A 19,042-nucleotide genomic window follows, 5' to 3' on the forward strand; every position below is an offset into this window, starting at 1 on the left:
TTTGTAAGAACTTCTTATTAGGAATATTCCTAATACTTTAAGCGGGGAAATGAAATTAAAAAAATCCCGATTTCACCGATTAAGTTATCAGTTAATTATGATATGTCTATTTAAGATGGCAGAAAATAAATTGAACCACAATAAGCGTAATTTATGATTTTTTCTGAAAATGAAAAAGGCCGCTAATGCGGCCTTTTTATCATGTGAAACCGGTATCAGTGAGGTTCTACCGAATGACTGTGTTCAACATCTTCATTCTTTCGGCTAAAGCGGCGGCGAACCACCACGAAGAACACCGGTACGAAGAAGATGGCCAATACGGTCGCGGTAACCATACCGCCCATAACACCAGTACCTACTGCGTTCTGCGCACCGGAGCCCGCTCCGGAACTGATAACCAGCGGCAGTACGCCGAGGATAAACGCCAGTGACGTCATCAGGATCGGGCGCAGACGCATACGAACCGCCTCAAGCGTCGCCTCAATAAGACCTTTGCCTTCTTTCTCCATCAGATCTTTGGCGAATTCAACGATAAGTATCGCGTTCTTCGCCGACAAGCCAATGGTTGTCAGCAGGCCTACCTGGAAGTAAACGTCGTTGGTCAACCCACGGAACGTCGCCGCAAGCAGCGCACCGATAACCCCGAGTGGAACCACCAGCATAACGGAGAACGGAATCGACCAGCTCTCGTACAGTGCCGCCAGACACAGGAAGACCACAATCAGTGAAATGGCGTACAGAGCAGGGGCCTGGTTACCGGACAGACGTTCCTGATAGGACATACCGGTCCAGTCATAGCCGATACCCGCAGGCAGTTTGCTCGCCAGCTCTTCCATCAGGTTCATGGCTTCACCGGTGCTTCGGCCCGGTGCAGCCTGACCCAGGATCTCCATCGATGGCAGACCGTTATAGCGTTCCAGACGCGGTGAACCGTATTCCCAGCGTGACGTTGAGAACGCCGAGAACGGAACCATCTGACCATTGCTGCCGCGCACGAACCAGCTGTTGATATCGTTCGGCAACATACGGTACTGCGCCTCTGACATCACGTACACTTTCTTCACACGACCGCGGTCGATGAAGTCGTTAACGTAGCTACCGCCCCAGGCTGCGCCCAGCGTGGTGTTGATGTCACTGATGGATACGCCAAGCGCCTGGGCTTTCTCCTGATCGATGTCGATTTTGTACTGCGGCGTATCTTCCAGGCCGTTTGGACGTACGCCGACCAGCAGGTCAGGGTGTTTAGCGACTTCACCAAACAGCTGGTTACGCGCCTGCGTCAGTTTCTCGTGACCGAGGCCACCCTGGTCAATCAGCTGGAAGTCGAAGCCGGTCGCGGTACCCAGTTCAACAATCGCTGGCAGGTTAAAGGCGAAGACCATCGCATCTTTAATCTGCGAGAAGGTGCCCATTGCACGGCCGGTGATGGCTTCAACCTTGTTCTTTTCGCCCGGACGTTCAGACCAGTCTTTCAGAGAAACGAAGGCAATACCGGTGTTCTGACCACGACCCGCAAAGCCAAAGCCGTTAACCGCAAACACGGATTCAACGTTGTCTTTCTCTTTGGTGAGATAGTAGTCCGTCACTTCATCCAGCACTTTCTGGGTACGCTCTTGCGAGGCACCTGCCGGAAGCTGCGCCATCGTCAGGAACACGCCCTGGTCTTCATCCGGCAGGAACGAGCTTGGCAGACGAACGAACAGGAAAGCCATGCCCACCACGATGATGATATAGAGCAGCAGGTAACGACCGGTGCTGCGCAGGATGTTACCCACGCTGTCGGTGTAGTGGTGCGTGCTTTTATCGAACATGCGGTTAAACCAGCCGAAGAACCCTTTGTGCTCGCCGTGACCGCCTTTCTGAATCGGCTTCAGCATGGTGGCACACAGGGCAGGGGTCAGGATCAACGCCACCAGCACCGACAGCGCCATCGCGGAAACGATGGTAATGGAGAACTGACGGTAAATCGCACCGGTAGAGCCCCCGAAGAAGGCCATCGGAATGAATACCGCAGACAGCACCATCGCGATACCAACCAGCGCGCCCTGGATCTGACCCATCGATTTACGGGTCGCTTCCTTCGGCGGTAGACCTTCTTCTGCCATGACACGCTCGACGTTCTCGACCACCACGATGGCGTCATCCACCAGCAGGCCGATGGCGAGCACCATCCCGAACATCGTCAGGGTGTTTATCGAGTAGCCAAATATCGACAGGATCGCAAAGGTCCCGAGCAATACCACCGGCACGGCAATCGTTGGGATAAGCGTCGCACGGAAGTTTTGCAGGAACAGGTACATAACCAGGAAGACGAGGATGATCGCCTCAACCAGCGTCTTAACCACTTCGTGAATCGAAATTTTGACGAACGGCGTGGTGTCGTACGGGTAAACGATTTTCAGACCTGACGGGAAGAACGGCTCCATCTTCTTCAGCTCTGCGCGGATCGCCGTGGCGGTGTCCAGGGCGTTAGCGCCTGTCGCCAGTTTGATACCCAGACCGGAAGCCGGCTTTCCGTTAAACTTCGCGATGATGTCGTAGTTCTCACCGCCCAGCTCGACTTTCGCCACGTCGCGCAGGCGAACCTGCGAACCGTCCTGATTCACCTTCAGCAGAATTTTGCTGAATTCATCGGCAGAGGTCAGACGGGTCTGCGCGATGATCGAGGCGTTAAGCTGCTGGCCCTTCACCGGCGGCGTACCGCCTAACTGACCGGCCGCTACCTGGGCGTTCTGCGCTTTAATCGCGCTGATCACGTCAACCGGGGTCAGCTGGAAGTTGTTCAGCTTGTTCGGATCCATCCAGATACGCATCGCGTACTGGGAACCGAAGAGCTGCACGTCACCCACACCGGAAGTACGGCTGATGGCGTCCTTCATGTTGGCGCCCACGTAGTCGGAAATATCCTCCTGCGTCATGGTGCCGTTGGTGTTGATAACCCCGACAACCATCAGGAAGCTGCTGGACGATTTCTCGACGCTCACGCCCTGCTGTTGTACTTCCTGCGGCAGCAAAGGCATCGCCAGCTGCAGTTTGTTCTGCACCTGAACCTGCGCAATGTCAGCATCCGTACCTGACTGGAAGGTCAGGGTGATCTGCACCGTACCGGTAGAGTCACTGTTTGAGGACATGTACATCAGGTTATCGATACCGTTCATGTTCTGTTCGATAACCTGGGTGACGGTGTCCTGCACCGTTTTCGCATCAGCCCCCGGGTAGGTTGCGGAAATTGTCACCGCCGGTGGCGCAATCGTTGGATATTGCGCGACAGGCAGCTTCAGGATCGCAAGTCCCCCGGCCAGCATGATGATAATGGCGATCACCCATGCAAATATGGGGCGATCGATAAAGAAATTAGGCATGTCTTAACGGCTCCTGTTTAAGTTAAGACTTGGTTTGTTCTGACTGGCCAGCGGCCGAAGCTTGTTGTTTATCGTCAGATTTCACTTCCTGTGCTTTAACCTGCGCGCCAGGACGAACTTTTTGCAAACCAGTAACAATCACGCGATCGCCATCTTTCAGACCTTCCGTCACCAGCCATTTATCGCCAATCGCCTGAGTGGCGGTGATATTGCGCGTTTCGACTTTGTCATCAGCCCCAACAACCAGCGCGCTCGCATCGCCGCGTGGCGTACGGGTCACACCCTGCTGTGGAACCAGAAGTGCGGTTGGATTTGTTCCTTCCTCCAGACGTGCGCGAACGAACATACCTGGCAGCAGATTTTTGTCAGGGTTCGGGAAAATCGCACGTAAGGTGATGGAACCGGTGGTCTGGTCGACCGTCACATCAGAGAATTCCAGGGTACCTTCCTGCGGGAACTTGATACCGTCGTTGGTAATCAGCTCCACTTTGGCTTTGCCGTTTTCCTGTTTCAGGGTGCCGTTAGCCAGCTCCTGTTTCAGGCGCAGGAAATCGTTGCTGGACTGCGTCACGTCAACGTAGATCGGATCGAGCTGCTGCACGGTCGCCAGCGCAGTGGTCTGACCGTTCTGCACCAGAGCCCCTTCCGTGACGGAAGACTTACCAATACGTCCGCTGATAGGGGAGGTCACTTTGGTATAGGCCAGATTAATGCGCGCGGTTTCGACGGCCGCTTTGGCTGCCACCACGGCTGCGTTAGCCTGCTGTGCATCTGCCAGGGCGGTATCGTAATCCTGTTGGCTGATGTACTTAGTGCCGAGCAGTTTTTGGTAGCGGTTCAACGTCAGCTGAGCAATTTTGGCCGCGGCCTGTGCTTTCGCCAGGTCTCCCTTCGCACTTTCATAAGAAGCCTGATAGGTTGCGGGATCAATCTGATACAGAGACTCACCGGCCTTCACATCACCGCCTTCGGTGAAGTTACGCTTCAGGATAATACCGCTAACCTGAGGACGCACTTCCGCAATGCGGTAAGCATTTGTACGGCCTGGTAATTCGGTGGTGATTTGTAGAGGTTCAGATTTGAGCGTAACAACGCCTACTTCTGGCGCCTGCTGAGCTCCTTGTTGAGCCGGTTTGTCGTCACATCCTGTTAGCGCTAAGCTGCCTGAGAGCATCAGAACGACCGCCAGAGGCGTTAACCCTCTGTTTTTGTTCATATGTAAACCTCGAGTGTCCGATTTCAAATTGATCAAGGGTCCTGAGTCTAAAACCCATTGCTGCGTTTATATTATCGTCATGCTATGGTACATACATTCACAAATGTATGTAAATCTGACTCCTGTAAATTCACCCACCTATGGCACGAAAAACTAAACAACAAGCGCTGGAAACCCGACAACACATTCTGGACGTGGCAATACGTTTGTTCTCGCAGCAGGGTGTTTCATCCACCTCGCTGGCGCAGATTGCTCAGGCTGCCGGTGTGACGCGAGGAGCGATTTACTGGCATTTTAAAGATAAGTCAGATCTGTTCAGTGAAATCTGGGAGCTTTCAGAGTCCAGCATTAGCGATCTCGAGAGTGAGTATCGGGCAAAATTCCCTGACGATCCACTCTCAGTATTGAGAGAAATATTAGTATATATCCTTGAAGCAACGGTAGTTGAAGAACGTCGCAGATTAATGATGGAGATTATTTTTCATAAATGCGAGTTCGTGGGCGAGATGGCGGTTGTGCAGCAGGCACAGCGCAGCCTAAGCCTGGAGAGCTACGACCGTATTGAACAGAACCTGAACCTTTGTATGCAGGCAAAACTATTACCGGCCAATCTCTTGACCCGACGAGCGGCAATCCTGATGCGCAGCTACATTTCAGGTCTGATGGAGAACTGGCTTTTCGCGCCGCAATCCTTTGACCTTAAAGAGGAAGCCCGCAGCTACGTGGCGATTTTACTGGAAATGCTGCAGCTCTGCCCCACGCTGCGCAGCGACGCGCCTTCGCTAACGCCCTGATCCCTTTCCAGGATTTATCTCAGAGGATAACGTTCGCGCTATTCTGCTTTCGGCGAGCGTGATATTCTTCACGCCGGACTATTTTCGGTCATCTTCTGACATCATTCACAACTATGCTGCCCATCAATCGCTCGCAACATCCTGTTTTTGCATTGCTCTTTGCGATGCTATTTTTCTTCGCCACGGCGCCGCTGACCTGGGCCCGCGCCGATAACAGCAACGATATTCCCTCGCGCGGCGATGTTCAGTCGCAGCTCGACACGCTGAACAAACAAAAAGATCTCTCCCCTCAGGAGAAACTCATCCAGCAGGATCTGACAGAAACGCTGGAAACGCTGGATAAAATTGAACGCGTAAAAGCAGAAACCGTCCAGCTTCGCCAGAAGGTGGCGCAGGCACCTGAAAACATGCGTAAGGCCACCGAAGCGCTGAATGCCCTCAGCGATGTGGATAACGACGACGAGACGCGCAAGACGCTCTCGACGCTCTCCTTACGTCAGCTCGAGTCCCGCGTGGCTCAACTGCTCGACGACCTGCAAACCGCACAGTCGGATCTCGCAACGTATAATAGCCAGCTTGTCTCTCTGCAGACCCAGCCCGAGCGCGTGCAAAACGCGATGTACGCCGCGTCTCAGCAGCTGCAGCAGATCCGCAACCGTCTGAACGGCACGACGGTCGGCGAAGGCACGCTGCGCCCTACGCAGCAAACCCTGCTGCTGGTTCAGCAGACCTTGCTCAATGCGCAAATCGAACAGCAGCGTAAAAGCCTTGAAGGGAATACGGTGCTGCAGGACACGCTTCAGAAACAGCGTGATTACGTCACCGCGAATATTAATCGCCTGGAACACCAGCTTCAGCTGCTGCAGGAAGCGGTTAACAGCAAGCGCCTGACGCTAACGGAAAAAACCGCCCAGGAGGCCGTATCGCCTGACGAAACCGCCCGCATTCAGGCGAATCCGCTGGTTAAACAGGAGCTCGAGGCCAACCACCAGCTGAGCCAGCGCCTGATACTGGCAACGGAAAACGGCAACTCGCTGGTTCAGCAAAATATCAAAGTGAAGAACTGGCTGGATCGCGCCCTGCAGGCTGAACGCAACATCAAAGAGCAGATCGCGGTCCTGAAGGGCAGCCTCCTGCTGTCGCGTATTCTCTACCAGCAGCAGCAGACGCTTCCGTCCGCCGACGAGCTGGAGGACATGACCAACCGCATTGCGGATTTACGTCTGGAACAGTTTGACGTCAACCAGCAGCGCGATGCCCTTTTTCAGAGCGATACCTTTGTCGCCAAAATTGAAGAGGGGCATTCCAGCGACGTGAACCCGGAAGTGCACGACGCGCTGCTCCAGGTCGTGGATATGCGTCGCGAGCTGCTGGACCAGCTCAATAAACAGCTGGGCAACCAGCTGATGATGGCCATTAACCTGCAAATCAACCAGCAGCAGCTGGTGAGCGTCTCGAAAAGTCTGCAGGAAATCCTGACCCAGCAGATTTTCTGGGTGAACAGCAACAAGCCGATCGACTGGGACTGGGTCAAATCCTTCCCTGAGACGCTGAAAACGCAGATCAAGAGCATGAAGATCACCGTAAACTGGGAGAAAGCCTGGCCTGCGGTAATGATTGCTTTCCTGGCCGGTTTACCGCTGCTGCTGATTGCCGGCCTGATCCGCTGGCGTCTGGGCTGGCTGAAAAAATACCAGGCGAAGCTGGCCTCCGAAGTAGGGCAGCTGCGCAACGATAGCCAGCTCCATACGCCAAAAGCGATTCTGATCGATCTCATCCGCGCCCTGCCGGTGTGCCTGATTATTCTGGCCGTGGGGCTGATTCTGCTCACCATGCAGCTCAACGTCAGCGATCTGCTGTGGGCGTTCAGTAAAAAACTGGCGCTGTTCTGGCTGGTGTTTGGCGTGTGCTGGAAGGTGCTGGAAAAAGACGGCGTGGCGGTGCGTCATTTCAACATGCCTGCGCAGCTGACCAGCCACTGGCGTCGGCAGATTGTGCGCATCAGCCTCGCGCTTCTGCCGCTGCACTTCTGGTCGGTTGTCTCTGAACTTTCCCCGCTGCATCTGATGGATGATGTGCTGGGCCAGCTGGTGATCCTGCTGAACCTGCTGCTGATTGCGATCCTGATGTGGCCGATGTGCCGTGACAGCTGGCGTGATAAAGAGTCCCACAATATTCGCCTGGTCACCGTGACGGTGCTGGCGATCATTCCGCTGGCGCTGATGGTGTTGACGGCAACGGGTTACTTCTATACCACGCTGCGCCTGTCCGGGCGCTGGATTGAAACGGTCTATCTGGTGATCGTCTGGAACCTGCTTTATCAGACCGTGCTGCGCGGCCTGAGCGTGGCGGCCCGCCGCATTGCCTATCGCCGCGCCATTGCGCGTCGTCAGCATCAGGTGAAAGAGGGGGCGGAAGGCGCGGAGCCACAGGAAGAGCCGACCATCGCGCTGGAGCAGGTTAACCAGCAGACGCTGCGCATTACCATGCTGGTGATGATCGCCCTGTTTGCGGTGATGTTCTGGGCTATCTGGTCCGATCTTATTACCGTTTTCGCCTATCTCGATAGTATTACCCTCTGGCAATACAACGGTACCGAAGCGGGCGCTGCGGTCATGAAAAGCGTGACCATGGGCAGCCTGCTGTTTGCGCTGGTGTCGTCGGTGGTCGCCTGGGCGCTGATCCGCAACCTGCCAGGCCTGCTTGAAGTGCTGCTCCTGTCACGTCTGAATCTCCGCCAGGGGGCGTCCTACGCCATTACCACGATCCTCAACTACGTGATCATTATTGTTGGGGCGATGACGGTCTTTGGCTCGCTTGGCGTCTCGTGGGATAAACTGCAGTGGCTGGCGGCGGCCCTCTCGGTCGGTCTTGGTTTTGGCCTGCAGGAGATCTTCGGTAACTTCGTGTCCGGCCTGATCATCCTGTTCGAACGTCCGGTACGTATCGGCGATACCGTCACTATCGGCACGTTCTCGGGAACTGTCAGCAAGATCCGTATCCGCGCTACCACCATTACCGACTTCGATCGTAAAGAGGTGATCATCCCGAACAAAGCGTTCGTGACAGAGCGTCTGATCAACTGGTCGCTCTCGGATACGGTAACGCGCGTGGTGATCCGCCTGGGCGTAGCCTATGGATCGGATCTGGATAAGGTGAAAGAGGTGTTGCTGAAGGCGGCGTCTGAGCATCCGAAAGTGATGCACGATCCGGCTCCGGCGGTGTTCTTTACCACCTTTGGGCCGAGTACGCTGGATCACGAGCTGCGTTTATACGTGCGAGAACTGCGCGACCGCAGCTACACGGTGGATGAACTTAACCGTTCTATCGATCGGCTGTGCCGTGAAAACGATATTAATATCGCCTTCAACCAGCTTGAGGTTCACCTGCGTAACGAGAAAGGTGATGAGCATACGGAAGTGAAGCGCGACATTAAGGGCGACGACCCGACTCCGGCTTAATCTATTTTCCCTCTCCCCCTGGGAGAGGGTTAGGGTGAGGGGGAAGTTTCCCCTCAAAATCCCGCCGTACAATCTCCAGTGCCTTAAGCACCGTCCCGGCGGGGATCTCATTATTCTCCAGCAGCATAATCAAATCGACGGCCAGCTTGACCTCATCGGGTGCATTTTCCAGTGACATGGGTGTGGCTCCTGTTAACGGGTCAAACGTTCGATCACATGCTCAATCTCATCCAGCGCCTGACGGCAGCGGACTATACGTCCTTCCAGCGCGCTAATCTCGCGCATCAATAGCTGCTGCTCTTCCAGCGTTTCGCTGTGGTTCAGACGCACTTCGCGTTCGCGCTTCATCTCAAACAGCCGGCGCTCAAACTCCTGGTTCTCCAGCCGCTTGCGCTGCCATTTACCGAGTCCCGGCGAGGCGCTGTCCCAAGCGCGCAGCGGCCAGGCGGTAATCTCGCGATGCAGGGCGGTGATCTGCTCAGTGAGATGCTCTGCAAGCCACGCCACCTGCTCCTGCTGTTCACTCTCAACCGCATGGCGAAGCTCGTCGAGGTTCGTCTGCGCTTCAGCAAGGTAATCCTGAATGACGGTGCTGCGGGTACGAAAAAGCTGCCGGTCAAAGCGCGGCTTCAGCGTGGCGTGCCCCATTAGCGGCGTGGCCTGCTCCCGCAGAGCAATCAGCTGATTTTGCAGCCTCTCAAGAAGCAGTGCTGTTTTCAAGGCGCTCTCCAGTGGTAAAGTAGCCGTTCAGTTTGATAACGATTCGCATTATGAAGCGTACTATTTTAATCATCATTGGCTGGCTTGCGGTAGTGCTTGGCACGCTGGGGGTGTTTTTACCCTTGCTGCCGACCACGCCATTTATCCTGCTGGCGGCCTGGTGCTTCGCCCGCTCGTCGCCGCGTTTTCACCACTGGCTGCTCTACCGCTCATGGTTTGGCGGCTATCTGCGGCACTGGCAAAAACACCGGGCCATGCCGCCCGGCGCGAAGCCGCGCGCGATCGCAGTGATTCTCATCACCTTCGCTATTTCATTATGGCTCGTGAAAATGATGTGGGTACGTATTCTGCTGCTGGCGATCCTGACCTGCCTGCTTTTCTTTATGTGGCGGATCCCCGTGGTTGATGAAAAGCAACAAAAGCACTGAAGCCTCATCATGGCTGTTGCAATTATCACGCGCAGCCAGTAAATTCGACCGTTTTCGAGCACAGGTGCGCCTGGTCAAAGGTTAAACAATTGTTGCCTTGGCCGACTCGTTGCGCGCTGTGAGTAACACTGTTTCATTTAGGCAAAACCGATGACCGCAACTGCACAGCAGCTTGAATATCTGAAAAACAGCATCAAAAGCATCCAGGACTATCCAAAGCCTGGCATTCTTTTCCGTGATGTCACCAGCTTGCTGGAAGACCCGAAAGCGTACGCGCTCAGCATTGAACTGCTGGTCGAGCGTTATAAAAACGCCGGGATCACCAAAGTAGTAGGTACCGAAGCCCGTGGCTTCCTGTTTGGCGCACCGGTTGCGCTGGCAATGGGCGTGGGTTTTGTGCCGGTGCGTAAGCCGCGCAAGCTGCCGCGTGAAACCATCGCAGAAAGTTACGAACTGGAGTACGGCACCGATCAGCTTGAGATCCACGTTGACGCGATCAAGCCTGGCGACAAAGTGCTGGTGGTTGACGATCTGCTGGCGACCGGCGGCACCATTGAAGCGACCGTGAAGCTGATCCGCCGTCTGGGTGGCGAAGTGACCGACGCGGCCTTCATCATCAACCTGTTCGATCTCGGCGGTGAACAGCGCCTGGAAAAACAGGGTATTACCAGCTACAGCCTGGTGCCTTTCCCGGGTCACTAATCCCGGTTTTCACAACCTCGCTCAATGGGTGAGGTTGTGATAGCATTCCCCTCCATAAATTCACCTTCCAGCGTTGCAGAGCCTGCCCATGAGTTATCAGGTGTTAGCCCGTAAATGGCGACCACAAACCTTTGCTGACGTTGTCGGTCAGGAACATGTGCTGACGGCCCTGGCGAACGGCTTGTCGCTAGGTCGCATCCATCACGCCTATCTTTTTTCCGGCACCCGCGGCGTCGGTAAGACCTCTATTGCCCGTTTGCTGGCAAAAGGTCTCAACTGCGAAACCGGGATCACCGCCACGCCGTGCGGCGTGTGTGATAACTGTCGGGAGATCGAGCAGGGGCGTTTTGTCGATCTGATCGAGATCGACGCCGCTTCGCGTACCAAAGTGGAAGATACGCGCGACCTGCTGGACAACGTCCAGTACGCCCCGGCGCGCGGCCGCTTCAAGGTCTACCTGATCGATGAAGTGCACATGCTGTCGCGCCACAGCTTTAACGCCCTGCTGAAGACGCTGGAAGAGCCGCCCGCGCACGTGAAGTTCCTGCTGGCGACTACCGATCCGCAAAAGCTGCCGGTCACGATTTTATCGCGCTGCCTGCAGTTCCACCTGAAGGCGCTGGACGTTGAGCAGATCCGCGCGCAGCTTGAGCATATTCTTGATGAAGAGAAGATTGTCCACGAACCGCGCGCCCTGCAGCTGCTGGCCCGCGCGGCGGACGGCAGCCTGCGTGATGCGTTAAGCCTGACCGACCAGGCGATTGCCAGCGGTGACGGGAAGCTTTCCACCGAGGCGGTCAGCACCATGCTCGGCACGCTGGATGACGATCAGGCGCTGTCGCTTATCGAAGCGATGATTGCCGCCAACGGCGAACGCGTGATGTCGCTGGTGAATGCCGCCGCTGCCCGGGGTATTGAATGGGAAGGACTGCTGGTTGAGATGCTCAGCCTGCTGCACCGCGTGGCGATGCTGCAGCTTTCTCCGTCCGCCATCGGTGCGGATATGGCTACCATTGAACAGCGGATGCGTGAGCTCGCGCGCACCGTGCCGCCTGCCGACGTGCAGCTGTATTACCAGACGCTGCTGATTGGCCGCAAAGAGTTACCGTTCGCGCCGGACCCGAGGATGGGCGTTGAAATGACGCTGCTGCGCGCGCTGGCGTTTCATCCGCGTATGCCATTGCCGGAGCCGGAAGTGCCGCGGCAGTCTTTCGCGCCGGTCGCCCCTACGGCGGTGATGTCGCCGCAGCAGGTCCCACCGCAGACGACACCGCCGCCGCAGCAAAACGTGCCGCTGTCGGATGCCACCAGTTCGGTGCTTGCCGCACGCAGTCAGCTGCAGCGTGCGCAAGGAGTAACCAAACCAAAAAAGAGTGAACCGGCAGCGCCAGGAAGAGCGCGGCCGGTGAACAACGCCGCGCTTGAACGACTGGCCTCGGTAACGGAGCGCGTACAGTCGCGTCCGGCACCATCCTCGCTCGAGCAGAAAGCCCCGGTGAAAGAAGAGGCTTACCGCTGGAAGGCAACCACCATCACCGAAGCGGTGAAGGAAGAGGTCGCCACGCCGAAAGCGCTGAAAAAGGCGCTGGAGCATGAAAAAACGCCGGAGCTTTCCGCGAAGCTTGCCGAAGAGTCCATCGCGCGCGACGCCTGGGCCGCCGAGGTCAGTAAGCTCCAGCTGCCGAAGCTGGTCGAGCAGGTCGCGCTGAACGCCTGGAAAGAGCAGGACGGCAATCAGGTACGTCTGCACCTGCGTCCAGGCCAACGGCACCTCAATTCCCCTAGCGCGCAAAAGGCGCTGGCCGAGGCGCTCGCCGCATTACAGGGTGCGCCGGTTGAATTGACTATCATTGAAGATGATAATCCGGCAGTGAAAACGCCGCTCGAGTGGCGCCAGGCCATTTATGAAGAGAAGCTCGCGCAGGCGCGCGAGGCGATAATTGCGGATAACAACATTCAGACCCTGCGCCGGTTCTTCGACGCCGATCTGGATGAAGAGAGTATTCGCCCCATTTGATCGTGAGTCTGACTTACGGTTGTAATCCCTTAAACGTGAAAGAAGAGAGAAGCCTATGTTTGGTGGAAAAGGCGGTCTGGGTGGCCTGATGAAGCAGGCTCAGCAGATGCAGGAAAAAATGCAGAAGATGCAGGAAGAGATCGCTCAGCTGGAAGTCACGGGTGAGTCCGGAGCCGGTCTGGTCAAGGTGACCATCAACGGTGCGCACAACTGCCGTCGCGTTGAAATCGACCCGAGCCTGCTCGAAGACGACAAAGAGATGCTGGAAGATCTGGTTGCAGCCGCGTTTAACGATGCTGCGCGCCGTATCGACGAAACTCAGAAAGAGAAAATGGCCTCCGTTTCCAGCGGCATGCAGCTGCCGCCTGGCTTCAAGATGCCATTCTGATGCAAACCAGTCCGCTGCTCACGCAGTTAATGGAAGCACTGCGCTGCCTGCCGGGCGTTGGCCCGAAGTCGGCGCAGCGCATGGCGTTTACGCTATTGCAGCGCGACCGCAGCGGCGGGATGCGCCTGGCGCAGGCTTTAACCCGCGCCATGTCAGAAATTGGTCACTGTGCGGATTGCCGTACCTTTACCGAGCAGGACGTGTGTAACATCTGTACGAACCCGCGTCGTCAGGAAAACGGCCAGATTTGCGTGGTGGAGAGTCCAGCGGACATCTACGCCATCGAACAAACCGGGCAGTTTTCCGGGCGCTATTTCGTGCTGATGGGGCATCTCTCCCCGCTGGACGGTATTGGCCCGGACGATATCGGTCTTGACCGCCTTGAACAGCGTCTTGAGTCCGAAACGATCAAAGAGGTGATCCTCGCCACTAACCCCACGGTGGAAGGGGAGGCAACCGCCAACTACATCGCCGAGCTGTGCTCGCAGTATGGCGTTGACGCCAGCCGCATCGCCCACGGCGTGCCGGTCGGCGGCGAGCTGGAGATGGTGGACGGCACCACGCTGTCACACTCTCTGGCCGGACGTCACAAGATTATTTTCTGACCAAACGGAGGCTGCGCGCGCGGCCTCCGCTTGAAAATTTCCCCCCGTATCCCCATCTCTCACTCAACGTTTTAAAACCCCATTAAATGGCATTGTTGAGGTCGACATAGATGAAAGGACAAGAAACCCGTGGTTTCCAGTCAGAAGTAAAACAGCTTCTGCACCTGATGATCCATTCCCTGTATTCCAACAAAGAAATTTTCCTGCGTGAGCTGATTTCCAACGCCTCGGATGCGGCGGACAAGCTGCGCTTCCGCGCGCTGTCTAACCCGGACCTGTACGAAGGCGACGGCGAGCTGCGCGTGCGCGTCTCGTTTAATAAAGAGAACCGCACTCTGACTATCGCCGATAACGGCATCGGGATGAACCGCGACGAGGTGATCGACCACCTCGGGACCATCGCGAAATCCGGCACCAAGGCGTTCCTGGAGTCCATGGGCTCAGACCAGGCGAAAGATAGCCAGCTGATCGGCCAGTTCGGCGTCGGTTTCTACTCGGCGTTCATCGTGGCGGATAAAGTCACCGTGCGCACCCGCGCGGCGGGCGACAGCGCTGAAAACGGCGTGCTGTGGGAATCCAAAGGGGAAGGCGAATACACCGTTGATGACATCACTAAAGCGGACCGCGGCACCGAAATCACCCTGCACCTGCGTGAAGGCGAAGATGATTTCCTGAACGACTGGCGCGTGCGCTCCATCATCAGCAAATATTCCGACCATATCGCCCTGCCGGTTGAGATTGAAAAACAGGAAGAGAAGGACGGTGAAGCCATTGTTTCCTGGGAGAAAATCAATAAGGCGCAGGCGCTGTGGACGCGCAACAAGGCTGAAATTAAGGACGACGAGTACAACGAATTCTACAAGCACATCGCCCACGATTTTACCGACCCGCTGACCTGGAGCCACAACCGTGTGGAAGGCAAGCAGGAGTACACCAGCCTGCTGTACATCCCGGCACAGGCGCCGTGGAACATGTGGAACCGCGATCACAAGCACGGCCTGAAGCTGTACGTGCAGCGCGTCTTCATCATGGACGATGCCGAGCAGTTCATGCCGAACTACCTGCGCTTCGTGCGTGGTCTGATAGATTCCAACGACCTGCCGCTGAACGTCTCCCGTGAAATTCTGCAGGACAGCGCCGTCACCCGTAACCTGCGCAACGCCCTGACTAAACGTGCGCTGCAGATGCTGGAAAAACTGGCGAAAGACGATGCGGAAAAATATCAGACCTTCTGGAAACAGTTCGGTCTGGTGCTGAAAGAAGGCCCGGCTGAAGACATGGCGAACGTTGAAACCATCGCCAAACTGCTGCGCTTCGCCTCTACGCACACCGACTCCTCCGCCCAGACCGTGTCGCTGGAAGAGTACGTCTCCCGCATGAAAGAAGGGCAGGAGAAGATCTACTACATCACCGCCGACAGCTACGCCGCGGCGAAGAGCAGCCCGCACCTGGAGCTGCTGCGTAAGAAAGGCATCGAAGTGCTGCTGCTTTCTGACCGCATCGACGAGTGGATGATGAACTACCTGACCGAGTTCGACGGCAAGGCGTTCCAGTCCGTTGCCAAAGCCGACGAGTCTATCGACAAGCTGGCGGATGAAGTTGACGAAAGCGCGAAAGAAGCCGAGAAGGCGCTGGAGCCGTTCATTGATCGCGTGAAAACCCTGCTGGGCGAGCGCGTGAAAGAGGTACGTTTCACCCACCGTCTGACCGACACCCCGGCTATTGTCACCACCGATGCCGACGAAATGAGCACCCAGATGGCGAAGCTGTTCGCGGCGGCGGGCCAGGCGGTACCGGAAGTGAAATATATCTTTGAGCTTAATCCGGATCATCCGCTGGTGAAACGCGCGGCGGATACCCAGGACGACGCCCGCTTTGCCGAGTGGGTTGAACTCCTGCTGGATCAGTCCCTGCTGGCCGAGCGCGGCACGCTGGAAGATCCTAACCTGTTCATTAAACGTGTGAATGCGCTGCTGCTGGCGTAATTGACCACGCCTCCCCTGGTCTTCTCCCTCTCCCTGTGGGAGAGGGCCGGGGTGAGGGCACCAGACCGCACGACTCCAAATAATCACCCCTCATTAACCGTTTCAGCCTTCCTCCCTTCCTTGAGCGATGCCCGTTCTGGTGGTATTGTTTAGCGCTTTTGAAAAATTGAAACGACTTTTGAGGGGATTTTCGCAATGCGTATTATTCTGCTTGGCGCTCCGGGCGCGGGTAAAGGAACTCAGGCTCAGTTCATCATGGAGAAATACGGTATTCCGCAAATCTCCACCGGTGATATGCTGCGCGCCGCTGTTAAATCTGGCTCCGAGCTGGGTAAACAGGCGAAAGACATCATGGACGCAGGCAAGCTGGTGACCGACGAGCTGGTGATTGCTCTGGTTAAAGAGCGCATTGCTCAGGAAGACTGCCGTAACGGTTTCCTGCTGGACGGCTTCCCACGCACCATTCCTCAGGCTGACGCCATGAAAGAAGCGGGCATCAACGTGGACTACGTTCTGGAGTTTGACGTACCGGACGAGCTGATCGTTGACCGTATCGTTGGCCGTCGCGTACACGCTGCTTCTGGCCGCGTTTACCACATCAAATTCAACCCACCTAAGGTTGAAGGCAAAGATGACGTGACCGGCGAAGAGCTGACTACCCGTAAAGACGATCAGGAAGAGACCGTGCGTAAACGCCTGGTGGAATACCATCAGATGACCGCGCCGCTGATCGGCTACTACACCAAAGAAGCGCAGGCGGGTAACACCAAATACGCCAAAGTTGACGGCACCAAAGCCGTGGCTGACGTACGTGCAGAGCTGGAAAAAATCCTCGGCTAATCGCGCGCCTCTCACCCGGTCTTCCGGGTGAGAAATATTCTCATCTTACCTATTACAGCAATGGGTTTCGTTTAAACGCATTTCCGCTACAATTGACAACCTATCAAATGGTTAAGAGGCGTGAATGAGTCAGGCGAAAACCGGCATCCTGCTTGCCAATCTGGGCACTCCAGAAGCACCTACATCAGACGCGGTAAAACGCTACCTGCGACAATTTTTAAGCGACACGCGCGTCGTGGATTTCCCGCGACTGCTGTGGTGGCCGCTGCTGCGTGGCGTCATTCTGCCGATTCGTTCCCCGCGCGTCGCCAAACTCTATCAGTCCGTCTGGATGGAAGAGGGCTCGCCGCTGATGGTCTACAGCCGTCGCCAGGAAAAAGCGCTGGCCGCCCGCCTGCCGGATATGCCCGTCGCGCTCGGCATGAGCTATGGAAAACCGTCCCTGGAAAGCGCGGTGGAATCCCTGCTGGCGCAGGGCGTGGACCATATCGTGGTGCTGGCGCTCTACCCGCAATACTCCTGCTCGACGGTGGCCGCCGTCTGGGACGAGCTGGCGCGAATACTGGCGACCCGCCGCCGCATTCCGGGCGTGACCTTTATTCGCGACTACGCGGATAACGATCTCTATATCAAGGCGCTCGCCAACAGCGCGCGCGCGTCGTTTGAAAAACACGGCGAGCCTGATCTGCTGCTGCTCTCCTATCACGGGATCCCGCAGCGCTTCGCCAATGAAGGGGATGATTACCCGCAGCGCTGCCGCGATACCACCCGCGAGCTGGTCTCCGCCCTTGGCCTGCCGCCTGAGAAGGTGATGATGACCTTCCAGTCGCGCTTCGGCCGCGAGCCGTGGCTGACGCCGTACACCGATGAAACCCTTAAAATGCTGGGTGAGAAAGGCGTGAAGCACATCCAGGTAATGTCGCCGGGCTTCTCGGCTGACTGTCTGGAAACGCTGGAGGAGATCGCGGTGCAAAACCGGGAATTTTTCCTGGAGGCTGGTGGCGAAAAGTACGAGTACATTCCGGCGCTTAACGACTCGCCTGAGCATATCGACATGATGGTCTCGCTGGTAACGAACGGTCGCTAATCGCACTTCGGGCCGGGTTTGTGCTACCATTCCCGGCCCATATTCTTCGTACAGTTCAGACCATGAAATTTCCCGGTAAACGCAAATCCAAACACTACTTCCCCGTCGATGCCCGCGATCCGCTCCTGCAGCAAATCCAGCCAGAAAATGAAACCAGCGCGGCCTGGGTCGTCGGTATCGACCAGACGCTGGTGGACATTGAAGCGAAAGTGGATGATGCGTTTGTCGCCCGTTATGGTCTGAGTGCCGGCCACTCGCTGGTCATTGAAGACGACGTTGCCGAAGCGTTGTATCAGGAGCTGGTGCGCGAAAACCTGATTACCCATCAGTTCGCCGGCGGTACCATCGGCAATACCATGCACAACTACTCCGTGCTGGCCGACGACCGCTCGGTGCTGCTCGGCGTGATGTGCAGCAACATTGAAATCGGCGGCTACGCCTACCGCTATCTGTGCAACACCTCCAGCCGCACCGATTTGAACTACCTGCAGGGCGTCGACGGCCCGATTGGCCGCTGCTTTACCCTGATCGGTGAATCCGGCGAGCGCACCTTCGCCATCAGCCCGGGTCATATGAACAAGCTGCGCGCCGAGAGTATTCCGGAAGAGGTGATTGCGGGTGCCTCGGCGCTGGTGCTGACTTCCTATCTGGTGCGCTGTAAGCCGGGCGAGCCGATGCCGGAAGCGACCATGAAAGCGATTGAGTACGCGAAGAAGTACGACGTGCCCGTCGTTCTTACGCTGGGTACTAAATTCGTTATCGCCGATAATCCTGAATGGTGGCAGGCGTTCCTGAAAGAGCACGTCTCGATTCTGGCGATGAACGAAGAAGAGGCCGAAGCGCTGACCGGCGAAAGCGATCCGCTGCTGGCGTCCGATAAAGCGCTGGACTGGGTGGATCTGGTGCTCTGCACCGCGGGTCCGGTTGGGCTGTATATGGCAGGCTTCACGGAAGAAGAGAGCAAACGCAAAACCCAGCACCCGCTGCTGCCCGGCGCGATTGCCGAGTTTAACCAGTACGAGTTCAGCCGCGGCATGCGTTATAAAGATTGCATTAACCCGCTGCGCATCTACTCGCACATCGCCCCTTACATGGGCGGACCGGAGAAGATCATGAACACCAACGGCGCGGGCGACGGCGCGCTGGCCGCGCTGCTGCACGACATTACCGCCAATGCCTACCACAAAACCAACGTGCCGAATTCCAGCAAGCATAAGTTCAGCTGGCTGACCTATTCGTCGCTGGCGCAGGTATGCAAGTACGCCAACCGCGTAAGCTATCAGGTGCTGAACCAGCACTCACCGCGCTTAACGCGTGGCCTGCCTGAACGGGAAGACAGCCTCGAAGAGGCTTATTGGGACAGGTAAAATAAAAACGGCAACCCAGGTTGCCGTTTTTAGTGTTTATTCCCTCTCCCTGTGGGAGAGGGCAAGGGTG

Annotated in this window: 15 protein-coding genes and 1 other annotated feature; of the genes, 11 read left to right on the forward strand and 4 right to left on the reverse strand. The window is 56.5% G+C overall.

Going from position 1 to position 19,042, the window contains the following annotated elements; translation table 11 throughout:
• Positions 1-215: 215 nt before the first annotated feature.
• Together acrB and acrA are read right to left on the reverse strand one after the other, a co-directional pair.
• A complete protein-coding gene (gene acrB / locus KGP22_RS05125) occupies positions 216-3,362 on the reverse strand; it encodes a multidrug efflux RND transporter permease subunit AcrB (protein WP_029741964.1) in 3,147 nt (1,048 codons plus the stop codon).
• 22 nt (positions 3,363-3,384) lie between these two features.
• Complete coding sequence (acrA, locus tag KGP22_RS05130; protein WP_023310601.1) at positions 3,385-4,578, reverse strand: multidrug efflux RND transporter periplasmic adaptor subunit AcrA; 1,194 nt, start codon at positions 4,576-4,578, stop codon at positions 3,385-3,387.
• A 140-nt stretch (positions 4,579-4,718) separates the two neighbouring features.
• On the opposite strand from acrA, the gene acrR reads away from it, so the two are divergent.
• Both acrR and mscK read left to right on the forward strand, forming a co-directional pair.
• Entirely contained in the window at positions 4,719-5,372 is a 654-nt protein-coding gene (gene acrR, locus KGP22_RS05135; RefSeq protein ID WP_111963391.1) for a multidrug efflux transporter transcriptional repressor AcrR, read from the forward strand.
• Positions 5,373-5,485: 113 nt separating this feature from the next.
• A complete protein-coding gene (mscK, locus tag KGP22_RS05140) occupies positions 5,486-8,833 on the forward strand; it encodes a mechanosensitive channel MscK (RefSeq protein ID WP_223581458.1) in 3,348 nt (1,115 codons plus the stop codon).
• A 1-nt stretch (position 8,834) separates the two neighbouring features.
• Here the strand turns inward: mscK and rsmS are convergent, their stop codons facing one another.
• Entirely contained in the window at positions 8,835-9,011 is a 177-nt protein-coding gene (rsmS, locus tag KGP22_RS05145; RefSeq protein WP_223581460.1) for a pleiotropic regulatory protein RsmS, read from the reverse strand.
• Between the two features lie 14 nt (positions 9,012-9,025).
• Positions 9,026-9,553 (reverse strand): primosomal replication protein N'', encoded by a 528-nt coding sequence (gene priC, locus KGP22_RS05150; RefSeq protein WP_111963388.1) that lies wholly within the window; start codon positions 9,551-9,553, stop codon positions 9,026-9,028.
• Positions 9,554-9,603: 50 nt separating this feature from the next.
• On the opposite strand from priC, the gene KGP22_RS05155 reads away from it, so the two are divergent.
• The 9 genes from KGP22_RS05155 (at position 9,604) to KGP22_RS05195 (ending at position 18,972) form a co-directional block, all read left to right on the forward strand.
• Positions 9,604-9,981, forward strand: coding sequence for a DUF454 family protein (locus KGP22_RS05155; RefSeq protein WP_024906851.1), 378 nt, complete (start codon positions 9,604-9,606; stop codon positions 9,979-9,981).
• A 150-nt stretch (positions 9,982-10,131) separates the two neighbouring features.
• Positions 10,132-10,683 carry an adenine phosphoribosyltransferase gene (apt, locus tag KGP22_RS05160; protein WP_000127359.1) on the forward strand — a complete coding sequence of 184 codons (552 nt, stop codon included), beginning with the start codon at positions 10,132-10,134 and terminating at the stop codon, positions 10,681-10,683.
• Positions 10,684-10,771: 88 nt separating this feature from the next.
• Positions 10,772-12,700 carry a DNA polymerase III subunit gamma/tau gene (gene dnaX / locus KGP22_RS05165; RefSeq protein ID WP_223581462.1) on the forward strand — a complete coding sequence of 643 codons (1,929 nt, stop codon included), beginning with the start codon at positions 10,772-10,774 and terminating at the stop codon, positions 12,698-12,700.
• Positions 12,030-12,094, forward strand: a sequence feature (DnaX frameshifting element). Its footprint overlaps the gene before it by 65 nt.
• 55 nt (positions 12,701-12,755) lie before the next feature.
• Positions 12,756-13,088: a YbaB/EbfC family nucleoid-associated protein gene (locus KGP22_RS05170; RefSeq protein WP_003858972.1), complete on the forward strand. Its 333-nt coding sequence runs from the start codon at positions 12,756-12,758 to the stop codon at positions 13,086-13,088.
• Positions 13,088-13,693 carry a recombination mediator RecR gene (recR, locus tag KGP22_RS05175; RefSeq protein ID WP_008499298.1) on the forward strand — a complete coding sequence of 202 codons (606 nt, stop codon included), beginning with the start codon at positions 13,088-13,090 and terminating at the stop codon, positions 13,691-13,693. Before KGP22_RS05170 ends, recR begins: the two co-directional genes overlap by 1 nt.
• Before the next feature lie 110 nt (positions 13,694-13,803).
• The gene (htpG, locus tag KGP22_RS05180; protein WP_223581464.1) at positions 13,804-15,678 is read left to right on the forward strand and encodes a molecular chaperone HtpG; all 1,875 of its coding nucleotides are present in this window, start codon (positions 13,804-13,806) and stop codon (positions 15,676-15,678) included.
• Positions 15,679-15,873: 195 nt separating this feature from the next.
• Entirely contained in the window at positions 15,874-16,518 is a 645-nt protein-coding gene (gene adk, locus KGP22_RS05185; protein WP_006809841.1) for an adenylate kinase, read from the forward strand.
• A gap of 124 nt (positions 16,519-16,642) precedes the next feature.
• The gene (gene hemH / locus KGP22_RS05190; protein WP_136195276.1) at positions 16,643-17,605 is read left to right on the forward strand and encodes a ferrochelatase; all 963 of its coding nucleotides are present in this window, start codon (positions 16,643-16,645) and stop codon (positions 17,603-17,605) included.
• A gap of 62 nt (positions 17,606-17,667) precedes the next feature.
• Positions 17,668-18,972, forward strand: coding sequence for an inosine/guanosine kinase (locus KGP22_RS05195; protein WP_045909745.1), 1,305 nt, complete (start codon positions 17,668-17,670; stop codon positions 18,970-18,972).
• The last annotated feature ends 70 nt before the right edge of the window (positions 18,973-19,042 follow it).

Origin of the sequence: Enterobacter sp. JBIWA005, from assembly GCF_019968805.1 — a bacterium.
In the GTDB taxonomy this organism is placed as follows: Bacteria; Pseudomonadota; Gammaproteobacteria; order Enterobacterales; family Enterobacteriaceae; genus Enterobacter; species Enterobacter vonholyi.